Source organism: Pseudomonas sp. P2S-1 (assembly GCF_057197725.1).
The window spans coordinates 3,203,238-3,224,951 of sequence record NZ_CM170068.1 but is presented as its reverse complement, the minus strand read 5'-3'; the positions used below and the strand labels follow the sequence as shown (position 1 = coordinate 3,224,951).

Here is a 21,714-nt window from a genome sequence, read left to right as displayed (position 1 = left end):
TCGCCTCTCTCCAACTCATCACACGAAAAGGAACTGCCATGTCCAAATCCAAAGTCGTTCTCATCACAGGCGTGTCATCGGGCATCGGACGCGCCACCGCCATCAAGTTCGCAACGCAGGGGTGCCGCGTGTTCGGCACCGTGCGTAACCCGGAAAAGGCCCAGGCCATCCCCGGCGTGACGCTCGTCGAAATGGATATCCGCGATGAAGCATCGGTGCAGCGTGGCATCGACTCCATCATTGGGCAGGCCGCGCGGATCGACGTGCTGGTCAACAGCGCGGGCGTGACCCTGCTCGGCGCCATGGAAGAAACGTCGGTTGCCGAAGCTCAGACATTGTTCGACACCAACCTCTTCGGCCTCCTGCGCACGATTCAGGCGGTGCTGCCGCACATGCGCGCGCAACGCACCGGCCGCATCGTCAATGTGAGTTCCGTGCTGGGCTTTCTGCCTGCGCCGTACATGGCGCTCTACTCGGCATCCAAGCACGCCGTGGAAGGGCTCTCGGAAACCCTGGATCACGAGGTGCGCCAGTTTGGGGTTCGCGTCGCGCTGGTCGAACCCTCGTTCACCAAGACGAACCTGGATCTCAACGCACCGCAGACCGTGCGCAAGATCCCGGATTACGGCCAACAGTTCGGCGTGGTCGCCCAGGCCATCCATAAGAACGTCCAGCAGGCGCCCGACCCCGAAGGCGTGGCCAGCACGATCGTCGATGCGGCGCTGGGAGCCTGGAAGATGCGGCGCACGCCCAAAGGGGAGGCATCGCTGCTGTCCAAGCTGCGCCGCTTCATGCCTGCCGGCCCCGTCGAGAAGGGCCTGAGAAAGACGTTCGGGCTGGCCTGAGCCAATCCGTGCCATCCCATAGCGGCGGTCACTCGATGGGCTTGGCGCCGGGGATCAATCGCATTCAACGAACGGAATAGTTTCATGACCCACCCGGACAGCAACACCACCAGCGCCTTGTCGGCCCCCAGCGAACCGGCCAAGCCGCCCGGCGCTGCCTCGCCCTGGCCGGTTTTCTGGGTGGTAAGCGTCGCAGTGTTTCTCGTGTCCATGGATGGCACCATGCTGTTCGCGGCATTCAGCGCCTTGCGGGCGGGGTTTCCGCAAGCCACGCCGGCAGACCTGTCCTGGGTACTCAATGCGTACACCGTGGTCTATGCGGCGATGCTGATTCCGGCCGGCGGATTGGCGGACAGGCACGGGCGCAAGAGAGTGTTCCTCGGAGGTGTCGCATTGTTCGTGGCGGCCTCCGTTGCCTGCGGCCTGTCGGGCAGCGTGGAATGGCTGGTGGCGGCAAGAGTGCTGCAAGCCGTCGGGGCTGCCTTGCTCACGCCCGCATCGCTCTCGCTTGTGCTGGCCGCATTCCCGACCACCAAGCGCGCGGTGGCCGTGAGCCTGTGGGGTGCGGTCGGCGGTCTCGCTGCGGCTGTCGGCCCCAGCCTGGGCTCGTTCGTGATCGCATCGCTCGGTTGGCAGTGGGCGTTCTACCTGAACGTGCCCGTGGGCATTCTGGCGGTCTGGCGCGGAGCAAGACTGCTGACGGAGACGAAGCAACAGACCCAGGGGCGCCCACTGGATCTGGTGGGCATGTGTTTGCTGATCGCCGGCATCGGCGCCCTGGCATTGTCGATCGTGCAGTCCGAGTCCCCGGCCTGGTCACGCCATGAGTTGCTGGGCGCGGCGGGCATCGGGGTAGTTTGCATCATCGGATTCGTGGCTTGGGCGCGGACAACCTCTGCCCCGCTGGTGGATTTGCGCTTGTTCCGCAACCCTACGTACCGCTACGTCAATCTCGCAACGTTGAGCTTCGGCATCGCGTTCTCGATGATGTTCTTCGCGTTCTTCTTCTACATGAGCGCGATCTGGAAGTACCCGCTGCCACTGGCCGGTCTGGCCATGATGCCCGGGCCGCTGATGGTGGTGCCGGTTGCCGCGTTGTCGGGTCGCGTGGCGAGCAGGCACGGGCACCGTCCGCTGCTGCTGGTCGGGTGCCTCATCTATGCGATCAGCGCCTTGTGGTTCCTGTTCGTGCCGGGCGTTGAGCCGGCCTACCTCACGCAGTGGCTGCCCGGCATGTTGCTCAGTGGGGTCGGCATCGGCATGGTGATGCCATCGCTGTCGGGCGCGGCCGTCAGTCGCCTGCCGGCAGACCACTACGCCGTGGGCGGTGCCGTCAACCAGGCCATACGACAGATCGGATCGGTCATGGGCGTTGCGCTGACCGTCCTGTTCCTCGGCAGTCCCAGCTTGCAGCGCGCCGACTTCGATGCCGTCTATCTGTGCCATATCGGCTTGGCACTGCTCACCGCAGCCTTGTGTCTGCCAGTGAACACGTCGCCTGCCGCCATCGCTAAATCCCATGCCTTGGATGCGAATCCAGACAGCGCATAGGAATGGATCGTTCGTAAACCGTATAGGAGACAGTCATGGGAACCGATCAGGCATCACCTCTTTGGGAGCGCCAACAGGCAGACGCCATGCAGCGTATGCGCGATGGCGGTGGAATGCCCGGCCTCGCTCGAATGGAGCAGCTCGCCGGCAAAAGCGGGCGCGAGATTCTTGAGGCCATGATGGCCGGCGAACTGCCGTACCCGCCCATGAATGAAACCATGAACATGACGCTGCTGGAGGTTGGCGAGAGGTACGCGGTGTTTCAGGGCATCCCGCTGCTACAGCATTACAACCCGCTGGGAAGCGTGCATGGCGGATGGTTTGCCGCGCTGCTGGACTCCGCGCTTGGCTGCGCGGTGCAGACCACGCTGCCTGCCGGACGCTCCTACACGACGGCTGGACTCAACATCAACATCGTGCGGCCAGCTTCACACAAGACCGGCCCGTTGCGAGCGACGGGCCGGTTGATCCACGGAGGTGGGCGTGTCGCTACGGCCGAAGCTCGCATCGAAGATGAGCAAGGCAAGCTGTACGCCCACGCAACGACAACCTGCTTTCTTTTCGACGTGTCAGCCGCTGGTTGAAGGCAGGCCGGAGCCACGGCAGCTACTCGGATAGCAAGTTGGACAGTTACCCACAGCAGTGCTCGTCGTGAGGCGTCGCACAGATGAAATGAGCGGTGATGCGATGAGCATTCAATATTCAAATCGAATCGTGGTGACAGGGATGGGCACCGTTGGGCCGCTGGGACGCGGCACCGAGACCACATGGACTCGCCTGTTGGCTGGGCAATCCGGCATTCGGGTGTTGCCTGTTGATCTTGCCGATGGCACCGGCACCGCCATTGGTGGGCAGGTGCCGAGCGTGATGGAAGATCCTCAGTCCGGCTACGACCCGGAGCAATTCATTGCGGCCAAAGAGCGCAAGAAGATGGATCGCTTCATCGAGTTCGCGCTGGTCGCTGCGCAGGAAGCTCTTGCGCAAGCGGGCTGGCACCCGACCGAAGAAAAGCAGAAGCAACGAACAGCGACCATCATTGCATCAGGTATCGGTGGATTTGGCGCCATCGCCGATGCCGTGCGCACGACCGACGCCCGGGGGCCGCGCCGGCTCTCGCCCTTCACCGCCCCGTCCTTTCTCGCCAACATGGCGGCCGGGCATGTGTCGATCCAGCATGGATTCAAGGGGCCGCTGGGAGCCCCGGTGACGGCCTGCGCCGCCGGAGTGCAAGCCATCGGGGATGCGGCGCGGATGATTCGCAGTGGCGAAGTCGATATCGCGGTGTGCGGTGGAACCGAAGCGGCAATCCACCGCGTCAGCCTGGGCAGTTTCGCGGCGGCACGCGCGTTGTCCACGGGCTTCAACGACCGTCCCCATGAAGCATCGCGCCCATTCGATCGCGACCGCGACGGCTTCGTCATGGCCGAAGGAGCCGGCCTGTTGGTGATCGAATCACTGGAGCATGCCCTGGAGCGCGGCGCCAGTCCCTTGGCGGAACTGGTCGGCTACGGCACCAGCGCCGACGCCTACCACCTTACGGCTGGGCCGGAAGACGGCAGCGGCGCTCAACGCTCAATGCAGCAGGCATTGCAGCAGGCGGGCATTTCGCCTGCCGATGTGCAGCATATCAATGCCCATGCGACCTCCACACAGGTAGGCGACAAGAGCGAGCTGGCGGCGATTCGGTCTGTCTTCGGAACCAACTCGGGCGTTGCCATCACTTCCACCAAGTCCAGCACAGGCCATTTGCTTGGGGCGGCGGGAGGGATCGAAGCTATTTTCACTGTGCTGGCCCTTCGGGATCAGATTGTTCCGCCCACGCTGAATCTCATCAATCCCGACGAGGTTGCTGACGGCCTCGATTTGGTTGGACTGGCCGCGCGAAAAATGGAGATACACCACGCGCTCTCGAACGGCTTCGGATTCGGCGGCGTCAATGCCAGTGTCCTATTCCGTCGGTGGGATCAATGACTGCGCCGGGCACGACGTTGAAAGCCACGAAATGCCATGCTTCTGACCAAAGATATCCAATCGGAAGTCTCTATTCGGAGACTGCGCAATTGCCATCTTTTTGACGGCATGGACGATCAGAGACTCGGCGAGGTGGCGAGTCTCTGCACCTGGCAACACTTGGAGCCTGGACAGACCGCCGCCGGTGGATCGCAGGAAACATTCTTCATTGTTTGCCAGGGCCAGATGCGCATTTCAGCGCTATCGCCAAATGGACGTGAGCTACTCATATCGGACTTTTCACAGGGCGGCCATTTCGGATTTGTCGGCGTGCTCGGCGCCAGTGCTGCCTCCCTGCAAGCTCAGGCGCTAGCGCCATCGGTGCTTGCGTGCTTGACGCGTTCCAACTTCGTGAAGCTGGTCAAGGAGGACACCGTATTAGGAGGGTTTCTGCTTGAGGCGCAACAGGCAACAACCGAACGGTTGATTAGCCGCGTGGTCGAGCTTGGCACATTCAGAATATCCGGGCGGCTGTATAGCTACTTGCTGGAATTGGCTGGGCAGGCCGGAATCGAGGATAACCGCTCGGTTCTTTCTCCTGCGCCGCGCCATCTTCAATTGGCGGCACGGATCGCAGCCTCAAGGGAAGAGGTCAGCCGGGAAATGGCACGCCTGCGAAAGCAAGGTCTCATCACCTCCACACGTCGCGCGTTGGTGCTCCATGATGTTGCCGCATTGGAGCAGCGGCTGCATGCGCTTTAGATTACGCGCATCGCGCTTACTGACGAAGGCGGCTCAATTGAGGCCAAACGCCTTGCTGCGGGCTGCGTCGAGCCCGCGTAAGAAGGTGCTTACCGTGATCCTGCGCTGTTGGCGCGGCGCTTAGCGAGGCTGCCGGTCGTGTACTGACTCGGAATTTCGCTGTTCACGAACGCACCGCGACCCAGGTTTCGCGTGGGGTTGTGCGCGGCGGCGACGGCCTCCGCATGCACTGATGCGCGGTCACGGCCGTTTTCCAGAGCCGCCATCGGGATGGCGGCGGCCGGTATGTTCTGGTTGGGGGCATGCGCCGCTCTCACGGCCTGCTCGTGCACTTCGGCGCGGCTAAGGGCCGAGACGGGAGCTTGCACGCCATGGTATTCCTCGGCCTGAACGCCAGTCACGGCGAGCAGAGAAAGGGCAGCGGCAGCGGCAGCGGCACAGTTAGAGGTCTTCATCTTCATACTCCTTCAAGAAACGTTGGGCTCATGCACAGACGCGGCGACATGCCGTTACCAGACTCGTGCAACATGCACTTCCCCGCGCAAGAAAATTCTCTTTCTTGAAGTCGAATGGTTCAGTGTGATTCCTCACCGGAGAACACGTTTAGGCATTCGCTGACATGCCTCTCACCACGGCGCGCTAAGGAAAGCCGACAGGCAGACGGATCACGCGAGTGGGGGCGAAAGCGGGAGTGCTGGACACGCAGCCCACCACGATTTCGTGGTGGGCTGCGTGCGGCAGTTGCAGGCCCAAGACCTGGATATGTCTGCGTTATTTGACCTTTTGCCGCAGACAGTTGGCAGGTTTGAATAGCCCCGTGATCACTTGTCCCCGACTTTTGACCTCAAGTTTTCGACGGCCGCTTGATACTCAGGCCCGTTGCGCAAGCGACGATACTCTCTGAGGCTGTTCTGATACTCGCTGGTTTGTGTGATCTCGGGATAGCCGTGTGCGCTGGGGTATTTGTTCAGACCAGCACTGTTCCACATTTCCAGATCCGCCAGAACTTCCGCGCGAGTGATCGCGCGTCCTTCATCCTTCGCGGATGGCGGATAGGCTTCTCCCGCCATTGCCGTACCTGTGAAAGCTCCCACAGCACAGCAGATTGTGAGTATGGTTCTACGCATATAAGACTCCTTCCATTCATGCAACATGCGCTTTCCGCGCCAAGAAATTCTCATTCTTGGGCGTGAACTCGTCAGTGTGATTTCTCACCGGCGAACACGTTTCGGAATTAGCTGACATGCCCTCACAGCGTTGCCATCGGGAAAGGCAGGCAGACGCCTCAAGGCGCGTGAGAAGGACTAAAGCAGGAGGCAGTATGCGCAGCAGGCCACCACAATCTGCATGATGTTGCTCTTACCGGCAGGTAGCGTGGGAGGGTGAGGCATGCGGCCAAATCCGGTTCGATCAGCCGATTGACATTCCTCGTTGCCTCCCGATCTCCCACGACACGCCGCCGCCTCGCACCGTGGCGGCGATCTGCTGTCCTAGTCGCGGCTCGATCACCGGCCGCCACGGCACCAGGCTGAATCCCTTGCCGTCATCGAGCATCGCATAGCGCCCGCTCGCCAGCATGACGGAGCGCCGGTAGATGCCGGCCACGCGCTGCCCATCCGCCGTTGGGCGGTGCTCCAGGCCAGTCTCGGCGGCAATGTCCTTCGCTGCCTGCGTCAGCTCCCGATTGCGCAGCGTTTCCAGCAGATTCCGGCCAAGAATCACCCGCTGCCCGCGCCGCTGGGCCAGCCCCTCTTCTTCGAGGAAGTCGGCTCGCTGCTGCAAGGCTTGCTTGGCATCGCCACCAAAGCCCAGGTCGCCCAATCCCCGGCCGCCGCCGATCAGTTGCTGGTCGAGCCAGGTGGCGCCGATCACGCGGGCCTGCCGCTCGATCGGCAGGTGCGATTTCAATTCCACGGTCACGCCGCCCAGCCGCTGCGCATCGTACTGGCGCCCACGCTCGGCCAGGTCGTCCGGCACTTTCCATAGCCCTTCCACCACGCGCTCCACGATGCCGGTCCGGCGCAGGACTTCCAGCCGTCGGACGTGGGCCGCGACGACTTCCTGCGGGTCGCGGCCGGGCTTGGCTCGGCCTTGCTCGATCGCCAGGTGATGGTCGGTGCGGTACAGGCCATCGCTCGCCAACGCGGCAATGTTCTTGTCGGCCGCCCGCACGTCGGCGGCACCGCGTACTTCCACCACGGCACCGGTGGGATAGTTCGCCAGCTCGTCGCGGGTGTTCAACGCGACGTAGTGGACCTTGCCATCCACGCCGTCGATGACCAGATAGCCGCGGTCGTGCAACTCGTCGGCCAGCCCCCTGGCGGCCACGCGGCCGACGATGGTACGGCCGTCGTCGCCCGGCTCGAACACAGCCAGTTCGCGCGGCTGCCCGCTCATGGCGCGCTGCATCGCTCGGATGATGTCGCCACGCTCGCCCAGGGCACGCAAGGTCTTCTCCGCGTCCGCATGGACGGCCCAGGTGCCGGGCTGCACCTCGTCGGCCAGGCCCAGGCGCTGCAAGTGTTGCAGGCGGCCGATCAGCAGCAGGCGCTGGCGCTGTAGCGCCGGTTCGTTGAAGCGTTCGATCTGCACCCCGCCATCGTCGCCGGCCTCGCGTTGCAACGTGCGGTCGAGGCTCGTCCACCGCTCTTGCTCCACCTCGCGGCCCAAGGTCTGCTGGATCTCCAGTTCGGTGCGCGGCCCCAGCCATTCCGTCGCCAGCTCGGCGGCCCGGTGGCGGAAGCCGTGGGCGATGTAGTCGCCGGCGATGATGAGGTCTTTGCCGGTGTCGTCGCGCCCGCGCACGATCAGGTGGGTGTGCGGGTTGTCGGTGCTCCAGTGATCGACCGCCACCCAATCGAGCCGCGTGCCCAGGTCGGCTTCCATGCGGTTCACGAGATGCCGGGTGTAAGTGCGCAGGTCGTCTAGCTCCGCGCCGTCTTCGGGCGAGACGATGAAGCGGAAATGGTGCCGATCGTCGGCGCAGCGTTCCTTGAAAGCGTCCAGGTCGGCTTCATCCGTCTGCGCACCATAGGCGCGGCCCGGTTCGCCATCGCGGCCCGCGCCGTCGCGTTCGATGTAGCGCAGGTGCTTGGCGAGCGATTGCGGGCTGGCCCGTTGGTGATTGACCAGCAGCGTCTTGATGGTCACGCGCCGCGACATGGGCGTTAGCTTCGCCCCGGCGAAGCGCGCCGCCGTGTGGCCGCGTCCCAGGCGCGAGCCGGGCCGCTGGCCGGTGCCAGCCGCCCCAGGACGGCGCACCGCCGACTTGCCGCTGCTGGCCTTGCCGGCCTGCTTGAGCACCTTGGAAACGAAGCTCTGCCCCTGACCCTTGCCCCGGTTCTTCGGGGCGCTGGGGCGCACGCGGAAGTCGTCGTCGCGGCGGTCGGTCATGGCCTCTCCCCCTGCAAGCTCTGGCGTGTCCTGGCGTGCGAAGCACGCGGACATGCCTGCATTGGCGCGACCCTCGCGCCGAACGCGGCACGGCGGCGAAGCCGCACCGTGCCGCGCCACCCCCATGTGCAGACAGGCTTTCGACGCGGCCAGGTGCCGCGTCCTTTTGTCTTGCCTTCCGCCTTTGCCCTTCGCTCCCGCTCTGGGCGTCGGCGGCCCAGCGGCGCTGCGCTGCCCACAGCCAGCCCGCCGGCGAACGAGTCCACGGCCACAGGCCGGGAGCGTTCGAGGCAAGACGCCTGCACGTGGGAACGCCGTGCTGGATGTAGTGCGAAGTGCTGCGCAAATGCGCACGCACTGCACGCGCGACGACACCGTGATGGCCCGCGGAACGACATACCCGATGGCACGATGAGATGCACGCGAACGTGCAGCGAATCGGCGGCCATCATGGACGTGTCTCCAGCCAGACCGGATGCGCAACACCGATCACGGTGGATGTAGCAATCGGTCCGAAGTAGCGGCTGTCGAACGACGCCGGATTGGTAACGCTCAACAGAAACAGTTCGCCAGATGCAAGACGGCGGCACTGCTGCCAGGATGGCAGCGGGCGACCCAGCCTGTCGGTCGGCAGCGCGACAGCCGCAGGCACGCCGTCGATGCGTACCTGCCCGGCGACGATGCAAACGTGTTGCGGCGCGACCGCGCCCACACGTTTAAGCAGCGGCACGAGCGTCGGCAGGTAGCCGCGCTGCGCAGCCAGCTTGGCGGCCCTGTCGGGCAGCGGCACCAGCACGATGCTGTCCACGGACAACGGACGTGGCAGCGAGGCGGTGCGCGGGTCGAACGGTTCGATGCGATACCAGCCGACCGCCACGCTGTCGGACGGGTTGTAGGTCAGACGCGGCAGCGGCGACACGAAAGCCGCCCAGGCCAGCGCAGCGAGACCGACGGCGGCGAAGCCCGCCAGCGCGATGCGAACGCGCAGGCGCGAGCGAGGATGCGGCGCGGCTTCGTGCGTGCGCGCGATGGTGGATTGGGTCGTCATGGCAGCGCCCTTCCAGCCAGCCAGGCGGCGTGCCGATCAGCGGTGTATTGGGGCAGCGCAAGGCGAGCCGCCAGACGGTTGCCCAGCGTGCGCCAGTACGCGGGCGACACGTCGATGGCGGCGATGCCCAGCGCTTCGATGGCGTCGATGCGTTCCAGCACGGCTCGCACGTTGGCATCGCCTTCTGCGTGCAGCAGCAGGCGCGCGCCTGGGTGCACGCCGGGGATGCGCTGCACAGCATCGAGCGGCGTGGCGGTTTGCATCACCATGAGCTGCCATCGGATCGTGCCGTAATCGTTGGCCTGCCAGCGGATGCGGCATAGCATCGCGCCCGGCAGGAACACTGCGCAGCGCCGCCAGCGGTCGAGCTGGAGTGAACGCGCCGGTTCTCCGAAGCGCAGGTAGAGCTTGAAACGGGCCTCGATGTAGGCCAGCGAAACGCGCGTCAGCGGCACGTTGCCGGCCTGTCCGGCGAGTGCCGAAAGCGCAGGCAACGGCGTAGCCGGTGCCGCGTTCGCGGCAGGCAAAGTGGATGCGGTCATGGTGTGTTCTCCGGGGGAAACTCCCGCTCCAGCAGGGCGCGCAGCAGGACAGCCACGGTCACGCCTTGCGTGAAGGCCGACACCTTGATGCGCGCCCGCATGGCGGGCGTGATGTCCAGGGTCAGGCGCGCGTTGTAGAGGTCGCCTTTGCCCAGCGCATCGGCATCGCCCTGGCGAATCCACGCTTCTGCGTGCGGATTCGCGGGCGGACGTGCGCCGATGCCGACGCGCTTGCCGCGTGGTGGTTGCTTGGCTGTCATGCTGGCCACCGCAGCAGTTCGTCCACCAGCGCGGTGATTTCGCGCGCGGCGGCGCTGTCCGGCGCCGTCTCGCGTGCAAGCCGGCCAGCGGCCACGCTGTCGGCGAAGACGATGCGCTGGTGGATCTCCGAGCGCAGCGCGGGCAGCGGCTGTTCGGCCAGCGATTGCCGCGCTTCGCGCCCGATCACCGTGGTGCTGACGCGCCGATTGATAACGAAGGCCGCGCGCAGCGCAGGCCGAAAGACTTGCGCCTCGCGGATCAGCGCCACCATCTCGGCGCTGGCCCACACGTCGTAGGGACTGGGCTGTACGGGAATCAGCACGCGCTCGGCCGCCAGCAGCGCGGAGCGCGCCAGTGCCGCGATGCGTGGCGGGCCGTCGATGATGACGTGATCGGCCCGCCTGGCAAGTTCTGGCGCTTCCTGGTGCAGCGTTTCGCGGGCAAGGCCCACGGCGCTGAACAGCCGTGGCGAGCCTTGCTGGCTTCTGCGCTGCGTCCAGTCCAGCGATGACCCCTGCGGGTCGGCATCGAGCAGGACGACATGCTGGCCGCGCATCGCCAACTCGCCGGCGATGTGCGTAGCGAGCGTGGTCTTGCCGACGCCGCCTTTCTGGTTGAGCAAGGCGACGATCATGGCGCGGCCCTCCCTGCTGGAGAACCGGGCTTTGCCTGCTCTGCAAAACGGGGGTCGCCGTGCCGTTTGGCGGTTGTCCACCGAAACGGCGCGCTTCTACTAAAAGTTATGTATTTACTGTTAGGGAAGTTAAGGGGCGCGAAAACCCAGTAATGGCGCGGGTTTGCAGCCGATTTTGTTGCCTGATAGCACGAGGATTTGTTGCCTGATAGCACGAGTCCACTGTTGCCTGATAGCACGAGTGAATTCACAGGTTTTCCCGCAGTTATCCCCGTGCCGTATGCAGCACGGGCCGGAAAGTCAGAAGCTCGGTTTTCTCGCCAGGCATCCGCTCGATGCCCAGGACGTAGCCGGGCAACGATTGCCGCGCCACCAGCGCGCGCAGGTCGGCGGCGAAGTCGTAGAAACGCGCCACGCTGCCCGACTTGAGGTACAGGTGTTGGAAATCGAATTGCCAGCCGTGCTCCTGCCGGCCGCCATGCTTGCGCACGAGGCGGTACAGCCACCGCTCGATGCCGCCGGTCAGCCGGAAATAGATCGGGTCGATGGTCAGCACCAGGGCCGCGTCCACCACGCCTGCATAGAACCAGTCCGGCAGGATCAGCTCGATGCCCAGCGGTGTGCCGCTGGCATCGGCCAGCTCCTTCCACTCGTTGATCCACGAGAAGCGATGTAATCGCCTTCCCGTAGTTTCGCGGATGGACGTGGCCACCGTGGTCGATTGCAGCCGGTCGAGCGCGGCCTTGAGGCGCTGGTAGTCGCGCAGCGACGTGCCGCGCCCGATGAAGCGCAGGATCTCGTAGGGGCGCACCTGCATCAGCCGCGAGGTCGGGATGCCCGCATCGCGGGCTTCCACGATCTGGCTGGCGGCCCAGATCAGGATGTCGGCATCCCAAATTGTGGCGATGCCGTGTTCCTGCGTGCCTTCCACGCTGATGGTGATGTTGCCGCTGCGGAAGTCGATCGGCGCTGTGCGTCGCGACTTCGCCAGCGAGAAGAACGGAAAGGCCATCAAGTCCTGGCTGTCGCGCGGCGCCATATCGCCCGGCAGCGCGCGGAACAGGTCGAGCTGTTCGCGTTGCTGCGCTGGTCGCTGCCGCAGGGGCAGCGATGGGCTGGACATGGCGATGGCCACCGGCGAGCCAGAGATCAGCGGCCGTCACGGTAGTCGCCCGCATGCCGCTCGGCATATTCCGGGTCGGAAGTGGCCGCGTAGCTGCGCGCATCGGCCCAGTCGTCGAGGTCGCTCACGGCATACATGACGCGGCGGCCGAACTTGCGGAACTTCGGCCCGCCACCGATCACGCGCTGTTTCTCCAGCGTGCGCGGCGACAGGCGTAGGTAGTCGGCGGCTTCGTCGTTGGTCAGGTAGCGTTGGGGCTGCGCGGGCGCAGCGACAGCAGCGGCGGCTGGCCGCAAGGGAGCAGGTCGCATGGGAAGTACCTCCATCAAGCCCGGCCACACCACGCGGCTGGATAGAGGCACTTTCAGGAAAGACGGGCTTCTTGCTAAGGGACGAATTGCAAGGAGCGCAAAACGTCCCCCCCTAATGCGGTGCAACTGGCGGAAGCTGCGCCAGATTGCGATAGTTCCCTCGCATCAACGCCTCGCCACGCTGCACCAGCCGCCGCACGCGGGCACGCAAGGCGCTGTCCTTGTGCCAGTCGGCCTCGACGGCATCGGCGCCGAACAGCCCTTCGGCCACCTCGCGCAAGGACGCACCCGCCAGGGTCGCGTCGAGCGCCTGGAGCGTATGCAGTTCCAGCAGCGCGGCGGGCGTGGGCCGCGCGCGGGTCGCCGCCGCAGGCGCGGCCCCGGCTGCGGCGGACAGTGCATCCAACCTAGCCGCGAGTGCGCGATAGCGTGCGCAGGGCGTGGCGCAGGCTCGGATCGCATAGAGGTAGGCCATGCCGTCGGCCAGGCCCGGCGTCAGCGCGAGCTGCACGCAGCAGCCAGGCCATTGCGCAGTCAGAACCAGGCGCTTGCCATCGTGGATCAGGTGCTTGCGTCCTGGGACGTTCCAGAACTCGAAAGCATTGGCATCCGGCGGCGAATCGGCGTCCGGGTAGAGCTGGATCACGCCATCGTGGTCGGGGAACCACGCTGGATGCGCGTCGCGCGCATCCAGGGCGGGATCTTCCAGCAGGCGCAGGCCCCAGGCGTGCGCCGTATCCGGTCGGCGGCGCCGGCGCAGCCAGTCGCGCCGGTATTCGGGATTTCGGCGCAGGTATTCCCAGGCCAGCGCGGGGCCGTCCAGGTGCAGGACGTAGAGATAGGCCGCTGTCGGATACCAGTGTTCGGCGCTGCGATCAGTCATGGCGAGACCTCCCTGTGCTTGGGGTGCGTCGCCACGGATTCCGCCGCGCGGGAGCTATCGAAACGCCATCAGGTCGTCATCAAAAAAGGTTAGGCTGTAACTGTCGGTGTCAAGACCGTTTGGCTCCGGCGTGTTGCGGAAATCGTCTGAATGCGACGGCTGCGCAACTCGGAAATGGTGCGCGGCATCGGATACCGTGCCGCAGGCCGCGCCAAAGATCATGACTGTTTGCATCAGGCTGGAACTGCTTCGGTGCATCAATGCCGATTGAGACCGTACAGGTCTTGGGTAAGACCGAAATAGTCACAATGCGCCCCGGCTAGCCGGGCTGCGCGGGCCTTTATCAGTCCGTGATCGCGCCGTTCTCCTGCGCCAGCCGGACGTACTCCGACAGCGGGCGCAGCGCCTGGAAATACCGATCCCGCTGCACCGGCAGCTTGCGCGGGCCGACGATGCCGGCCAGGTCGGAGAGCTTGACCGTGCCCAGCGAGGGCACCCGAAACCGAGGTCGATTAGCCCGCAGGCCGTGTCGTCATCCGCAGGGTCGAGCGACACCAGCAGCCAGGTCACATGCGCGTCGGGGGTGAACAGCCGCACCACGGGCAGCGGGTCGAGGTGCTGGCCAGCGGCGAGCGCCGCTCCATGGGCGAGCAGCCGGGCGCGTTCGTCAGCGGTAACAAGTTGCAAGGTCATGGCCGGAACCTCCACGAAACCGAGGATGCGCGGATGCGCTTGTGCGTCGAAGCACGGAACCGCCAAACCGTCTCCGTGCTTTCGTGCGCAAGCACGGATGCGCAAGCCATCGCATCCTTGGAAGAACGCAAGCGCAGAAGCGGAATTATAGGAAGCCGGAAAGACACGGATGCGATTCCCCGGTTCTGTTGGAATCCGTAGATACGGATTTCCGTAAAAGCACGGAACAGCGTTTTTTCGCAAATGAGTTAAAGATAACGTGGTTTTAATTGTCCTTCGATTCGACGCTTCTGTCTATGCAGAAGCGATCCGTTCAGCCAGGCCGACCGGCCGGCGTTACCACCTTCGATGCCGACCTAGCGCAAGCCTTCGGCGCGGCGGTGCGCGCGCTACGGGTGGAGCGAGGGATTGCGCAAGAATCGCTGGCACACCTGGCCGGCATCGAGCGTTCGCACATGGGTAAGGTCGAGCGTGGCGAACACATGCCCACGCTGGCGGTCATCTTCAAAATCGCCCGCGCACTCGATTGCAGTACGGCGGTGCTGATGGCCGAGACGGAAAGCCAGATCGCGGCGTCCGAGACATAGCCGCAAGCGGAGCGCGCAGTGCCTCTAGCGCCGACACGCCATCTTGCGCCTGTTGCCACGGGCTTCGAGCCATTCGACCATCACCGATGCGATGCCGGCCCTGAACATGCGGCGCAGGAGACAACCGCCGAAACCATGTGCGTGCGGCGCTGCGATCAGCAGCACCGCGCCCCGCCGCAAGGGGCGGGGCGCGATGGGCGGCCGTCAGACCGCCTTGGGCTTGCTGCGCGACCAGATCAGGTCGTGCGTGCCGTCCTCGCTCTCGATCAGGCGGGCATAGACCGTCGCAGGGAACGAAGGGTCGTCGAGGCTCACTGACAGGTAATCCCGCCCGGCCTCGCTGGTCTTCTTCCACGCCGCGCCGATGTCGTGGCCTGCTGCCTGGAGGCGGAAGTCCGGGGCGCTCTCGGCGTCGCCCCGGTCGTTGGGAACCAGCTTGATCTTGACGTTGAGGGTCAGGGTGCGGAGCTGACCGGTGAAGCCGTCTTTGTCTGCGGTGAAGGTGCCGATGTTGGCCATGATGATTTCTCCTTTCGGGTTGAACAAGGTCGCGCCAGTGCGTCCTTGTTGTGATCCGGCCGGCGGGGGATGGGCTGGCCGCACCGCTTGCGGTCGAAGCGCAGCGGAGAACCTGGAAGCGAAAAGAATTTGCCGCGCGAGGAAGCCGCGTAGCGGCGGGGAAATTGTTTTCGCTGGAAGGTTGCGGCCATGAAGCCCAAGGCACAGCCGTTCCCTCGCCAGGATTCACAACGAGACAAGGACGCACGGGCCGCCCGCCCCCGAATGGAGACATGGCCGACTCGGCATCTCCGCGTGACGGCTGCACCGGCTTGCGCCCTGACGCGGGCCAGGTCAAAGCCTCGACTACAAGGCCAGAGCGCCCCTGCCGCAACTCGCGGCCACAGGCTTGAGGCGTGGTGTGGAAGCTCCATAGGGGTGGCCGGGTGGCGTGTCGGTGAACTGCCCTTCGTGACGTACAGGCGCGAACCGCCAGCGTCGGGGGCGGCACGCTTTCTCACAACCTGCCGCAGCAAGCTTTGGCGTAGCCGCCCATGATCCCTTCATTGCAACGGGCACCACGATACTGGGCGCGACAGATCGAAGTTGAAGACCATGACGGCGCGACAAGCTCCGTCATGCCCGAATGAATTCCACCAATGCTCGCAGCGCCGTAGGCAGGTGCCGCCGTCCGGAGTAGTAGAGAAAGAACCGCCCCGGCGGCGAGGCGTAGGCCTCCAGCATCGCCACCAACCGGCCTGCGGCCAAGTCCTCGCGCACCATCGCCTCATAGATGTAGGCCATACCTGCGCCATCGCGCGCGGCCTGGATCATCGGCACGTCGTCGTCGAACACCAGCGGGCCGTTGACTTCGATGGACAGCGCCTCGCCATCAGCTTGGAACTCCCAGGCGTAGCGGTGACCACTTGGGAAACGGCGGCCAATGCAGGCGTGACTTGGTAAGTCGCGCGGTGTTTGCGGCACGCCGCCCACGGCCAGGAAGGACGGCGCAGCCACACATACAAAACGCTGCGGCGGCCCGACCGGCATCGCCACCATGTCTCCTGCCAAGCTCTCGCCGAAGCGGATACCGGCATCGAAGCCATCCTCCACGATGTCAGTCAGACCATCGTCGGTCACGACTTCCACTTGCACACGTGGGTACTTCGCCACAAACCCCGCCAGTATCGGCGACAGCACCAACCGTGCCGCCGGGCGCGGCACGTTCAGGCGCAGCGTGCCGGTCGGCTCGGTCTGTAAGGCGGTCACGTCCCTCAGCGCGTCGGCTACTTCTCGCAAGGCCGGGTCGAGGCGAGCCAGCAAATGCTGGCCCGCCTCAGTCGGCGTCACGCTGCGCGTGGTGCGGTGCAGCAGGCGCACGCCCAGCCGCTCTTCCAGACCGCGCAGGGCATGGCTCAGGGCCGAGGCGGACACACCGCGTTCAGCGGCGGCCTTGCGGAAGCTGCGATGCCTCGCAACCGCCGCAAAGGCATCCAGCTCATGTAAGTCAGGCGTCATATTCATGAATGTGGCTCAGTAGTTCGTCAAACATACCACGCCTTATCACTTTCTATCTACCGCGCGACACTGACGCTTTCTCATTGATTGAAAGGTTTGACCATGCAACAGCAACCACTCGGCAGCGCCGACTTCACGATTTCCCCAGTCGGCCTGGGTACATGGGCCATCGCTGGATCGGGCTGGGAATTTGGCTGGGGCGCGCAGGACGACGCCGAAAGCCTAGCCGCGCTGGAATACGCGGTGGAACGCGGTGTGAACTGGATCGACACCGCAGCCGTCTACGGCTTGGGCCACGCCGAGGAAATCGTCGGCCAGCTTCTGAACCGGGTGCCGGCCTCACGCCGTCCGCTGGTGTTCACTAAAGGCAGCCTGGTCTGGGATCGCGCGACCGGGCAGATTTCGCACTCGTTGACCCCGGATTCGCTCACGCGAGAGATTGAGGACAGCCTGCGCCGCCTGCAGGTCGAGACCATCGACCTGTACCAAATTCATTGGCCCGCCTTCCCCCCGAGCGGCCCGGATGATGGAATCGAGGTCGCGTTGGGAGTGCTAGCCAAGGCTCGCCAGCAAGGCAAGATCCGCGCCATTGGCGTGTCAAATTTCGACGTGGCCCAGCTTAAGCGTGCGCAAGCGGTGACGCAGATCGCTTCGCTCCAGCCGCCGTACTCGGCGCTGATGCGCGAGGTCGAGGCCGATATTCTGCCGTTCTGCAGACAGGCCGGTATTGGCGTCATCGCCTATTCCACGCTGCAATCGGGCCTGCTTACCGGAGCGATGACGCGCGAGCGCATCTCCGGCCTGCCTGACGACGATTGGCGCAAGACCCGCAGTCCAGATTTCCAGGAACCGCGCCTGACCCAAAACCTGGCACTGGTCGAAAGTTTCCGCCGCATAGGCGAGCGTCACGGGCTGACGGCTGCGGCGGTCGCAATTGCTTGGGTGCTGCGGCAACCGGCAGTAACCGGCGCCATCGTCGGCGCACGCCGGCCGGCACAAGTCGATGGACTGCTCGGCGCGGCGGACTTCCAGTTGAGCTCAGGGGAACTGGCCGAGATCGCGCCGTTGCTGCCCGAGGGTATGGGCACTAATGTCCCCGAGACGGCGTCTTCCTGAGCGGCGATCTCCGCGCCGAGCGCAGGAGGACCGCGAGGCATCCCCGTCGCCGCCTGACTGAAGGCGCCTGGGGGGGGGCTTTGGGTCTTGGAACCGGGCGCGGCCACTGCCGCGCCCGGATTTTTGACCACCGGCCCCAAGACGGAACGGCCTGGGCGCGGTGCTGATCGCGGTTATTCCTTCGTCTCAATGAGCCACCACACGGCACGCGGCAAGGCGCGGCCCGTGATGGGATGAATGTCGGTGAGGTCGGCGCAGGCCGTCCAGCCCGAGGACGGGCGGTAGCCACGCACGTCGCCATCGCCGTGCCAGCGGCGGGCGCGTACCGTGCCGGCGGGGTAGATCGCCGCCATGCGCGGGCTGCTGGTAGTGGTGCGGGTCTTGGGGCTCCTCCTTGCAGCGAAGCGCCCCGGTCGAGGCCGGGGCGCTTGCCTTCGGCGCGGGTCAAGCGGCCAGCGCCTCGGCAGGTTCATCCTCCATTGCCTCGGCATCCTCTGGCGCGTCCTGCTCCGGGCTTACCTCCTGTGCGCTTTCCTTCACTGCCTGCTGCGGGCCTTCGGCCTTGAAGATGGCGGGCATCCAGCCCGTGCCATCGGCCAGCCGCTCGGCCTCGCTGGCAATGTCGGCCTTCTTGAGCTTCGCCAATCGGGTGACGGATTCCGGTGCAAACGCGCCCACGGCATCCAGAATCACGGCCTTGGAAACGTGCTTGAAGTAGCCTTCTGCGGTCGGCTTCCACCATGCGGTCATGTCGAGGCCCACGGCTTGCGCCAGTTCTGCGCCGGGCTGGCGCGGCGTGGCGCGAGGCGTCACCACGTCCACCGTGGAAGCCACGCACACGGCCAGCAGCTTGACCAGTTCGTCTTGCGGCTTCGCCAGCAGCGCGGCGAACAGTTCGACGCTGTCCTTCGGCAAGGCTTCGCCCGCCACCTGTTGCAGTTCGCGCAGCGCCACGGCGGCGGGCAATTCCGGCCAGTCTAGGGCCATGCCTTCCAGCCGGTCTTGCAGTTTCAGGCTCACGCCCAGCGGCAGAGAATCACGGTTGAGACCGTAGCGGCTTTCCTGCAAGACGGTCTGCACCATGCCATGCACCACGGCAGCCAGCGCAGCTTGCGGATGCCGGGCGACTTCGATTTGCAGCACGGCGGTGCGGTGCGCGCTCAGGCGCTGCGCCAGCCGGTCGGACATGGCGGCGGGCTTGGGGGCGTCTTCGGCTTCCTCGCCTGTGTCGTCGTTCCCGGCTTCGCCCTCGCTGCCGAAACCTTGCCCCAAGCGTTCAAGCGTGCGCAGTGCCTTGGCCTCGGCTTCGCGCAGTAGGCCACGATGAATCACGGCCTCGCCGTTGCGGTCGATGGTGACGATGGCACCGGCGGCAGCCTTGACGGCTTCCCCGTAGTCCTGCAAGCCATCTTCCAGCGCCTGCAACTGTTCACCCAGGTGTTCGCCTTCCTCTTGTAAGGCGTCGGCCTTTTCTTCGTCGTCGGCGTCCAGCGCAGCATCCACGGCCTCGGCCAATACCTGCATCTTGGTTTGCAGCTTCTCGATGCGTTGGGCTTCGCGTTTGTTAGGGTTACGGCGCTGCCTCGGGGCGCGCTGGAAGGCTTGCAAGTCGGCATAGGTCGTGCCGGGGGTGGCATCCACCCATGCCCAGCCTTCGGCCTTCACCTCGGCGGCAAGGCTGGCCAGCTTGTCCTGCGCCAGTCGTTCCAGCAGCGTGGTATCGGTCAGATACACGCCGCTATCGGCTTCCGCGAACAGATCGCGGCGGGTGCCACCGCCTGCGGCCTCGTATGTGTCCAGCCCAACGAAGCGCACCAGCGGATGCCGGTGGGCATCAATCTCGCGCTCGGTCAGGCGGTCGCGCAGGTTATGCGGGCTGCGCTGCCATGTCGGCGCATCGTAGAACGCGGCTTCCTGCGCGGTGTGGTCGTCGGTGATGGCAAGGGCCATCAACTGGTCAAGGCTCACGGCCTCGGCTCGGTAGTCGGCCAGCAGGCGCGGCGAGACGTTGGCGAGTTTCAAGCGGCGCTGCACCACCAGCGGCGTGACGGAAAAATCCGCTGCAATATCCTCGATGCTACGGCCTTCGGCCACCAGCGCGGCAAATGCCTCGAACTGGTCGGCGGGGTGCATGGCTTCGCGCTGCACGTTCTCGGTCAGGCTGGCCGTGCGTGCGGTGCCATCGGCCACCAGCAGGCAAGGCACCTCGCATTCCTTGCTGATGCGGTGCTTCTTCGCCAGCAGCTTGAGGGCGGCAAGGCGACGGCCTCCGGCCACGACTTCGTAACGCTCGCCGCCAGCGGTCGCGGTGACGATCAGGTTTTGCAGTAGGCCGACACGCTGGATGCTGGCGGCGAGTTCGGGAATCGACATGCGCGGGGTCTTGCGCACGTTGCGGCCCGTGGGGCGCGACACCAGCCGCGACAGCGGCACCAGAATCAGGTTTTTGCTCGGGTCGGCGGCTTCCAGCAGCACGGCAGGCACAGCGCTGGCCGTGGCGTGGATGGCTTGGGCTTCGGTGTGGTTGATGGCGTTCATGGTGAAAAATCCTTGCGATGATGGAATGCAGCAGCGAATGACGCGGCAAGGGTTGCTGCCTGCCCCTGCCGCGCAGGGGAATCAGGCTTTCAATTGGCGCAGGCCGTCGGCCAGCATCCAGAGGGCGCGATTGAGGCGCACATCGGAATCAATACCCTGCACGGGGCGGGTCTGCTGGCGGCGTCCGTTGGCGCTGCGCCCATGCAAACCGCCTTTGGTCAGGTTCTCTTGGGTGCGGTTGAATACGCTCCACAAGTCCGGGCGGCGGTCGTCGAAGCGGCGCGGCATCAGGATTTGCGATTCGGTGATGGGCGCGGGTTTGTTGTCGGTGAGGTCGTACTTGAGGGCCAGCGCGGAACGGGCGAACACTTCGGCTTCGCCTTCGTCCAGCGTGATCGCGCGCATGGCATCGCGGGAATCCTTCACCCGGTCGAAGCCGCGCAAGACTTCGTAAGCGCCTTCGATGACATGCCCGGAAACGTCGCCTTTGTGGGGCACGCGTACATCTGCCACGGTATCGCCGCACACCAGCCCATTGCTGCACACGAAACGGAACATTCCGGCCAGCATCTGGTAGCTGCTGGTGCCATCGTGCGAGTTCAACAGGATGATTTCGTTGGCTTCGCCTCGGGCGTTGATCTGGCTGGCGTGGCGCAGGCGCAGCATGTGTTTGGTGTGCTCGCGCTTGCCTTCGTCGCGCACGCGGGTCTGCGTCACCATGAAGGGCTGGAATCCTTCTTTGCGCAGTTCGGCCAGCACGGCGGCGGTGGGGATATAGGCGTACCGCTGCGAACGGCTCTCATGCGGCGCGCCCGCGAAGATGGACGGCGCTACGCGGTGAATCTGGTCATCGGACAGCGGGTAATCGCTGCGCAGCGAGGGGGAGCGGGAAGCGAAACGGGATGCGAGTTGCATGGTCTTTCTCCTGACGAAAAGGGTTTGCTGTTCAAACCGCACACCGGATTCCTAGATTCGGAGCCCAGCCTTTCGGCTGTTCGGTGCGGTTGGCACGAGGAACCCGGTTGGCCCTGTTGCCACCGTCTTTCCTGAGTTCATCGCCCGCGGCCAAAGGAGCGCGAGGACGAGGGCTGTCAAGGAAACAAGCGCGGGGTTGGTGCGGCCCGCAGGCGCAGCCGAGGACACGGCCCTGCGCGCCTTGACGGCACACGGGAGCGCGCTACGGTCGCGGACAAGGTGATGAAGTCAGGGGAGACGGCTGGACATGGCAACGGCCGTCCCTGTGTGCCGTACCGCACGCAAGCGAAGCGCGCAGGCCCGGAGCTGGAAGCCGGGCCGTAGGCGTCAGCCGAGCGGAGCGAGGGAACGATGGAAGCCCTCCAGGGGCGAGACTCGCGCAGCGAGACTCGATGCGAAGCACGATAGCGCGACCGGCCATGTTTCTTGGCCGGGGACACCCATGCAGTTGCGAAGATGCAGCGTGGATCTTCGATGGTGGACATG

At 65.1% G+C, this 21,714-nt stretch carries 23 protein-coding genes and 1 pseudogene; 7 read left to right on the top strand and 17 right to left on the bottom strand.

Features of this window, described 5'->3' with window-relative positions:
- Window positions 1-38: 38 nt before the first annotated feature.
- From AC2CQI_RS14180 to AC2CQI_RS14160, 5 genes are all read left to right on the top strand, one after another.
- Entirely contained in the window at window positions 39-845 is an 807-nt protein-coding gene (locus AC2CQI_RS14180) for an oxidoreductase (RefSeq protein WP_484580510.1), read from the top strand.
- 84 nt (window positions 846-929) lie between these two features.
- On the top strand, window positions 930-2,396 hold the full coding sequence (locus AC2CQI_RS14175; protein ID WP_484580509.1) for a DHA2 family efflux MFS transporter permease subunit: 1,467 nt from the start codon (window positions 930-932) through the stop codon (window positions 2,394-2,396).
- A 35-nt stretch (window positions 2,397-2,431) separates the two neighbouring features.
- Complete coding sequence (locus AC2CQI_RS14170) at window positions 2,432-2,980, top strand: PaaI family thioesterase (protein ID WP_484580508.1); 549 nt, start codon at window positions 2,432-2,434, stop codon at window positions 2,978-2,980.
- 103 nt (window positions 2,981-3,083) lie between these two features.
- On the top strand, window positions 3,084-4,367 hold the full coding sequence (gene fabF / locus AC2CQI_RS14165) for a beta-ketoacyl-ACP synthase II (protein ID WP_484580507.1): 1,284 nt from the start codon (window positions 3,084-3,086) through the stop codon (window positions 4,365-4,367).
- Window positions 4,368-4,403: 36 nt separating this feature from the next.
- Window positions 4,404-5,108: a Crp/Fnr family transcriptional regulator gene (locus AC2CQI_RS14160; RefSeq protein ID WP_484580506.1), complete on the top strand. Its 705-nt coding sequence runs from the start codon at window positions 4,404-4,406 to the stop codon at window positions 5,106-5,108.
- Window positions 5,109-5,197: 89 nt separating this feature from the next.
- Here AC2CQI_RS14160 and AC2CQI_RS14155 read toward each other — a convergent pair whose 3' ends face one another.
- The 12 genes and pseudogenes from AC2CQI_RS14155 to AC2CQI_RS14100 form a co-directional block, all read right to left on the bottom strand.
- Complete coding sequence (locus tag AC2CQI_RS14155) at window positions 5,198-5,563, bottom strand: hypothetical protein (protein WP_484580505.1); 366 nt, start codon at window positions 5,561-5,563, stop codon at window positions 5,198-5,200.
- A 366-nt stretch (window positions 5,564-5,929) separates the two neighbouring features.
- A complete protein-coding gene (locus AC2CQI_RS14150) occupies window positions 5,930-6,235 on the bottom strand; it encodes a DUF4148 domain-containing protein (RefSeq protein ID WP_484580504.1) in 306 nt (101 codons plus the stop codon).
- A 283-nt stretch (window positions 6,236-6,518) separates the two neighbouring features.
- On the bottom strand, window positions 6,519-8,501 hold the full coding sequence (locus AC2CQI_RS14145; RefSeq protein WP_484580503.1) for a relaxase/mobilization nuclease domain-containing protein: 1,983 nt from the start codon (window positions 8,499-8,501) through the stop codon (window positions 6,519-6,521).
- A 448-nt stretch (window positions 8,502-8,949) separates the two neighbouring features.
- Complete coding sequence (locus tag AC2CQI_RS14140) at window positions 8,950-9,549, bottom strand: S26 family signal peptidase (protein WP_484580502.1); 600 nt, start codon at window positions 9,547-9,549, stop codon at window positions 8,950-8,952.
- Window positions 9,546-10,091, bottom strand: coding sequence for a DUF2840 domain-containing protein (locus AC2CQI_RS14135; protein ID WP_484580501.1), 546 nt, complete (start codon window positions 10,089-10,091; stop codon window positions 9,546-9,548). Before AC2CQI_RS14135 ends, AC2CQI_RS14140 begins: the two co-directional genes overlap by 4 nt.
- Window positions 10,088-10,351, bottom strand: coding sequence for a chromosome partitioning protein ParB (locus AC2CQI_RS14130; RefSeq protein WP_484580500.1), 264 nt, complete (start codon window positions 10,349-10,351; stop codon window positions 10,088-10,090). Before AC2CQI_RS14130 ends, AC2CQI_RS14135 begins: the two co-directional genes overlap by 4 nt.
- On the bottom strand, window positions 10,348-10,986 hold the full coding sequence (parA, locus tag AC2CQI_RS14125; RefSeq protein ID WP_484580499.1) for a ParA family partition ATPase: 639 nt from the start codon (window positions 10,984-10,986) through the stop codon (window positions 10,348-10,350). Before parA ends, AC2CQI_RS14130 begins: the two co-directional genes overlap by 4 nt.
- 265 nt (window positions 10,987-11,251) lie before the next feature.
- Entirely contained in the window at window positions 11,252-12,109 is an 858-nt protein-coding gene (locus tag AC2CQI_RS14120; protein WP_484580498.1) for a replication initiator protein A, read from the bottom strand.
- A gap of 26 nt (window positions 12,110-12,135) precedes the next feature.
- Window positions 12,136-12,405, bottom strand: a complete 270-nt coding sequence (locus AC2CQI_RS14115) for a helix-turn-helix transcriptional regulator (RefSeq protein ID WP_484580619.1) — start codon at window positions 12,403-12,405, stop codon at window positions 12,136-12,138.
- Window positions 12,406-12,532: 127 nt separating this feature from the next.
- Entirely contained in the window at window positions 12,533-13,303 is a 771-nt protein-coding gene (locus AC2CQI_RS14110) for a DUF2285 domain-containing protein (RefSeq protein ID WP_484580497.1), read from the bottom strand.
- Between the two features lie 54 nt (window positions 13,304-13,357).
- Window positions 13,358-13,537 (bottom strand): hypothetical protein, encoded by a 180-nt coding sequence (locus AC2CQI_RS14105; RefSeq protein WP_156513480.1) that lies wholly within the window; start codon window positions 13,535-13,537, stop codon window positions 13,358-13,360.
- A gap of 109 nt (window positions 13,538-13,646) precedes the next feature.
- A pseudogene (locus AC2CQI_RS14100) lies at window positions 13,647-13,996 on the bottom strand (DUF2958 domain-containing protein).
- 296 nt (window positions 13,997-14,292) lie between these two features.
- On the opposite strand from AC2CQI_RS14100, the gene AC2CQI_RS14095 reads away from it, so the two are divergent.
- Window positions 14,293-14,583, top strand: a complete 291-nt coding sequence (locus tag AC2CQI_RS14095) for a helix-turn-helix domain-containing protein (RefSeq protein ID WP_241044431.1) — start codon at window positions 14,293-14,295, stop codon at window positions 14,581-14,583.
- A 204-nt stretch (window positions 14,584-14,787) separates the two neighbouring features.
- Here the strand turns inward: AC2CQI_RS14095 and AC2CQI_RS14090 are convergent, their stop codons facing one another.
- On the bottom strand, window positions 14,788-15,102 hold the full coding sequence (locus tag AC2CQI_RS14090; protein ID WP_484580496.1) for a DUF736 domain-containing protein: 315 nt from the start codon (window positions 15,100-15,102) through the stop codon (window positions 14,788-14,790).
- Window positions 15,103-15,717: 615 nt separating this feature from the next.
- A complete protein-coding gene (locus AC2CQI_RS14085; protein WP_484580495.1) occupies window positions 15,718-16,605 on the bottom strand; it encodes a LysR family transcriptional regulator in 888 nt (295 codons plus the stop codon).
- A 96-nt stretch (window positions 16,606-16,701) separates the two neighbouring features.
- Here AC2CQI_RS14085 and AC2CQI_RS14080 point away from each other — a divergent pair, with 96 nt between their 5' ends.
- Window positions 16,702-17,715 carry an aldo/keto reductase gene (locus tag AC2CQI_RS14080; RefSeq protein WP_484580494.1) on the top strand — a complete coding sequence of 338 codons (1,014 nt, stop codon included), beginning with the start codon at window positions 16,702-16,704 and terminating at the stop codon, window positions 17,713-17,715.
- 173 nt (window positions 17,716-17,888) lie between these two features.
- Here AC2CQI_RS14080 and AC2CQI_RS14075 read toward each other — a convergent pair whose 3' ends face one another.
- The 3 genes from AC2CQI_RS14075 to AC2CQI_RS14065 form a co-directional block, all read right to left on the bottom strand.
- The gene (locus AC2CQI_RS14075) at window positions 17,889-18,068 is read right to left on the bottom strand and encodes a hypothetical protein (protein ID WP_484580493.1); all 180 of its coding nucleotides are present in this window, start codon (window positions 18,066-18,068) and stop codon (window positions 17,889-17,891) included.
- A gap of 91 nt (window positions 18,069-18,159) precedes the next feature.
- Window positions 18,160-20,253, bottom strand: coding sequence for a ParB/RepB/Spo0J family partition protein (locus AC2CQI_RS14070; RefSeq protein ID WP_484580492.1), 2,094 nt, complete (start codon window positions 20,251-20,253; stop codon window positions 18,160-18,162).
- A gap of 81 nt (window positions 20,254-20,334) precedes the next feature.
- Window positions 20,335-21,168 carry a DUF932 domain-containing protein gene (locus tag AC2CQI_RS14065; protein WP_484580491.1) on the bottom strand — a complete coding sequence of 278 codons (834 nt, stop codon included), beginning with the start codon at window positions 21,166-21,168 and terminating at the stop codon, window positions 20,335-20,337.
- Window positions 21,169-21,714 lie beyond the last annotated feature (546 nt).

Excerpts from the sequence above, each read along its gene's own strand:
- AC2CQI_RS14180 (WP_484580510.1), top strand. The coding sequence starts at position 39 with ATGTCCAAATCCAAAGTCGTTCTCATCACAGGCGTGTCATCGGGCATC.
- AC2CQI_RS14175 (WP_484580509.1), top strand. The coding sequence starts at position 930 with ATGACCCACCCGGACAGCAACACCACCAGCGCCTTGTCGGCCCCCAGC.
- AC2CQI_RS14170 (WP_484580508.1), top strand. The coding sequence starts at position 2,432 with ATGGGAACCGATCAGGCATCACCTCTTTGGGAGCGCCAACAGGCAGAC.
- fabF (WP_484580507.1), top strand. The coding sequence starts at position 3,084 with ATGAGCATTCAATATTCAAATCGAATCGTGGTGACAGGGATGGGCACC.
- AC2CQI_RS14160 (WP_484580506.1), top strand. The coding sequence starts at position 4,404 with ATGCTTCTGACCAAAGATATCCAATCGGAAGTCTCTATTCGGAGACTG.
- AC2CQI_RS14155 (WP_484580505.1), bottom strand. The coding sequence starts at position 5,563 with ATGAAGACCTCTAACTGTGCCGCTGCCGCTGCCGCTGCCCTTTCTCTG.
- AC2CQI_RS14150 (WP_484580504.1), bottom strand. The coding sequence starts at position 6,235 with ATGCGTAGAACCATACTCACAATCTGCTGTGCTGTGGGAGCTTTCACA.
- AC2CQI_RS14145 (WP_484580503.1), bottom strand. The coding sequence starts at position 8,501 with ATGACCGACCGCCGCGACGACGACTTCCGCGTGCGCCCCAGCGCCCCG.
- AC2CQI_RS14140 (WP_484580502.1), bottom strand. The coding sequence starts at position 9,549 with ATGACGACCCAATCCACCATCGCGCGCACGCACGAAGCCGCGCCGCAT.
- AC2CQI_RS14135 (WP_484580501.1), bottom strand. The coding sequence starts at position 10,091 with ATGACCGCATCCACTTTGCCTGCCGCGAACGCGGCACCGGCTACGCCG.
- AC2CQI_RS14130 (WP_484580500.1), bottom strand. The coding sequence starts at position 10,351 with ATGACAGCCAAGCAACCACCACGCGGCAAGCGCGTCGGCATCGGCGCA.
- parA (WP_484580499.1), bottom strand. The coding sequence starts at position 10,986 with ATGATCGTCGCCTTGCTCAACCAGAAAGGCGGCGTCGGCAAGACCACG.
- AC2CQI_RS14120 (WP_484580498.1), bottom strand. The coding sequence starts at position 12,109 with ATGTCCAGCCCATCGCTGCCCCTGCGGCAGCGACCAGCGCAGCAACGC.
- AC2CQI_RS14110 (WP_484580497.1), bottom strand. The coding sequence starts at position 13,303 with ATGACTGATCGCAGCGCCGAACACTGGTATCCGACAGCGGCCTATCTC.
- AC2CQI_RS14105 (WP_156513480.1), bottom strand. The coding sequence starts at position 13,537 with ATGCAAACAGTCATGATCTTTGGCGCGGCCTGCGGCACGGTATCCGAT.
- AC2CQI_RS14095 (WP_241044431.1), top strand. The coding sequence starts at position 14,293 with ATGCAGAAGCGATCCGTTCAGCCAGGCCGACCGGCCGGCGTTACCACC.
- AC2CQI_RS14090 (WP_484580496.1), bottom strand. The coding sequence starts at position 15,102 with ATGGCCAACATCGGCACCTTCACCGCAGACAAAGACGGCTTCACCGGT.
- AC2CQI_RS14085 (WP_484580495.1), bottom strand. The coding sequence starts at position 16,605 with ATGAATATGACGCCTGACTTACATGAGCTGGATGCCTTTGCGGCGGTT.
- AC2CQI_RS14080 (WP_484580494.1), top strand. The coding sequence starts at position 16,702 with ATGCAACAGCAACCACTCGGCAGCGCCGACTTCACGATTTCCCCAGTC.
- AC2CQI_RS14075 (WP_484580493.1), bottom strand. The coding sequence starts at position 18,068 with ATGGCGGCGATCTACCCCGCCGGCACGGTACGCGCCCGCCGCTGGCAC.
- AC2CQI_RS14070 (WP_484580492.1), bottom strand. The coding sequence starts at position 20,253 with ATGAACGCCATCAACCACACCGAAGCCCAAGCCATCCACGCCACGGCC.
- AC2CQI_RS14065 (WP_484580491.1), bottom strand. The coding sequence starts at position 21,168 with ATGCAACTCGCATCCCGTTTCGCTTCCCGCTCCCCCTCGCTGCGCAGC.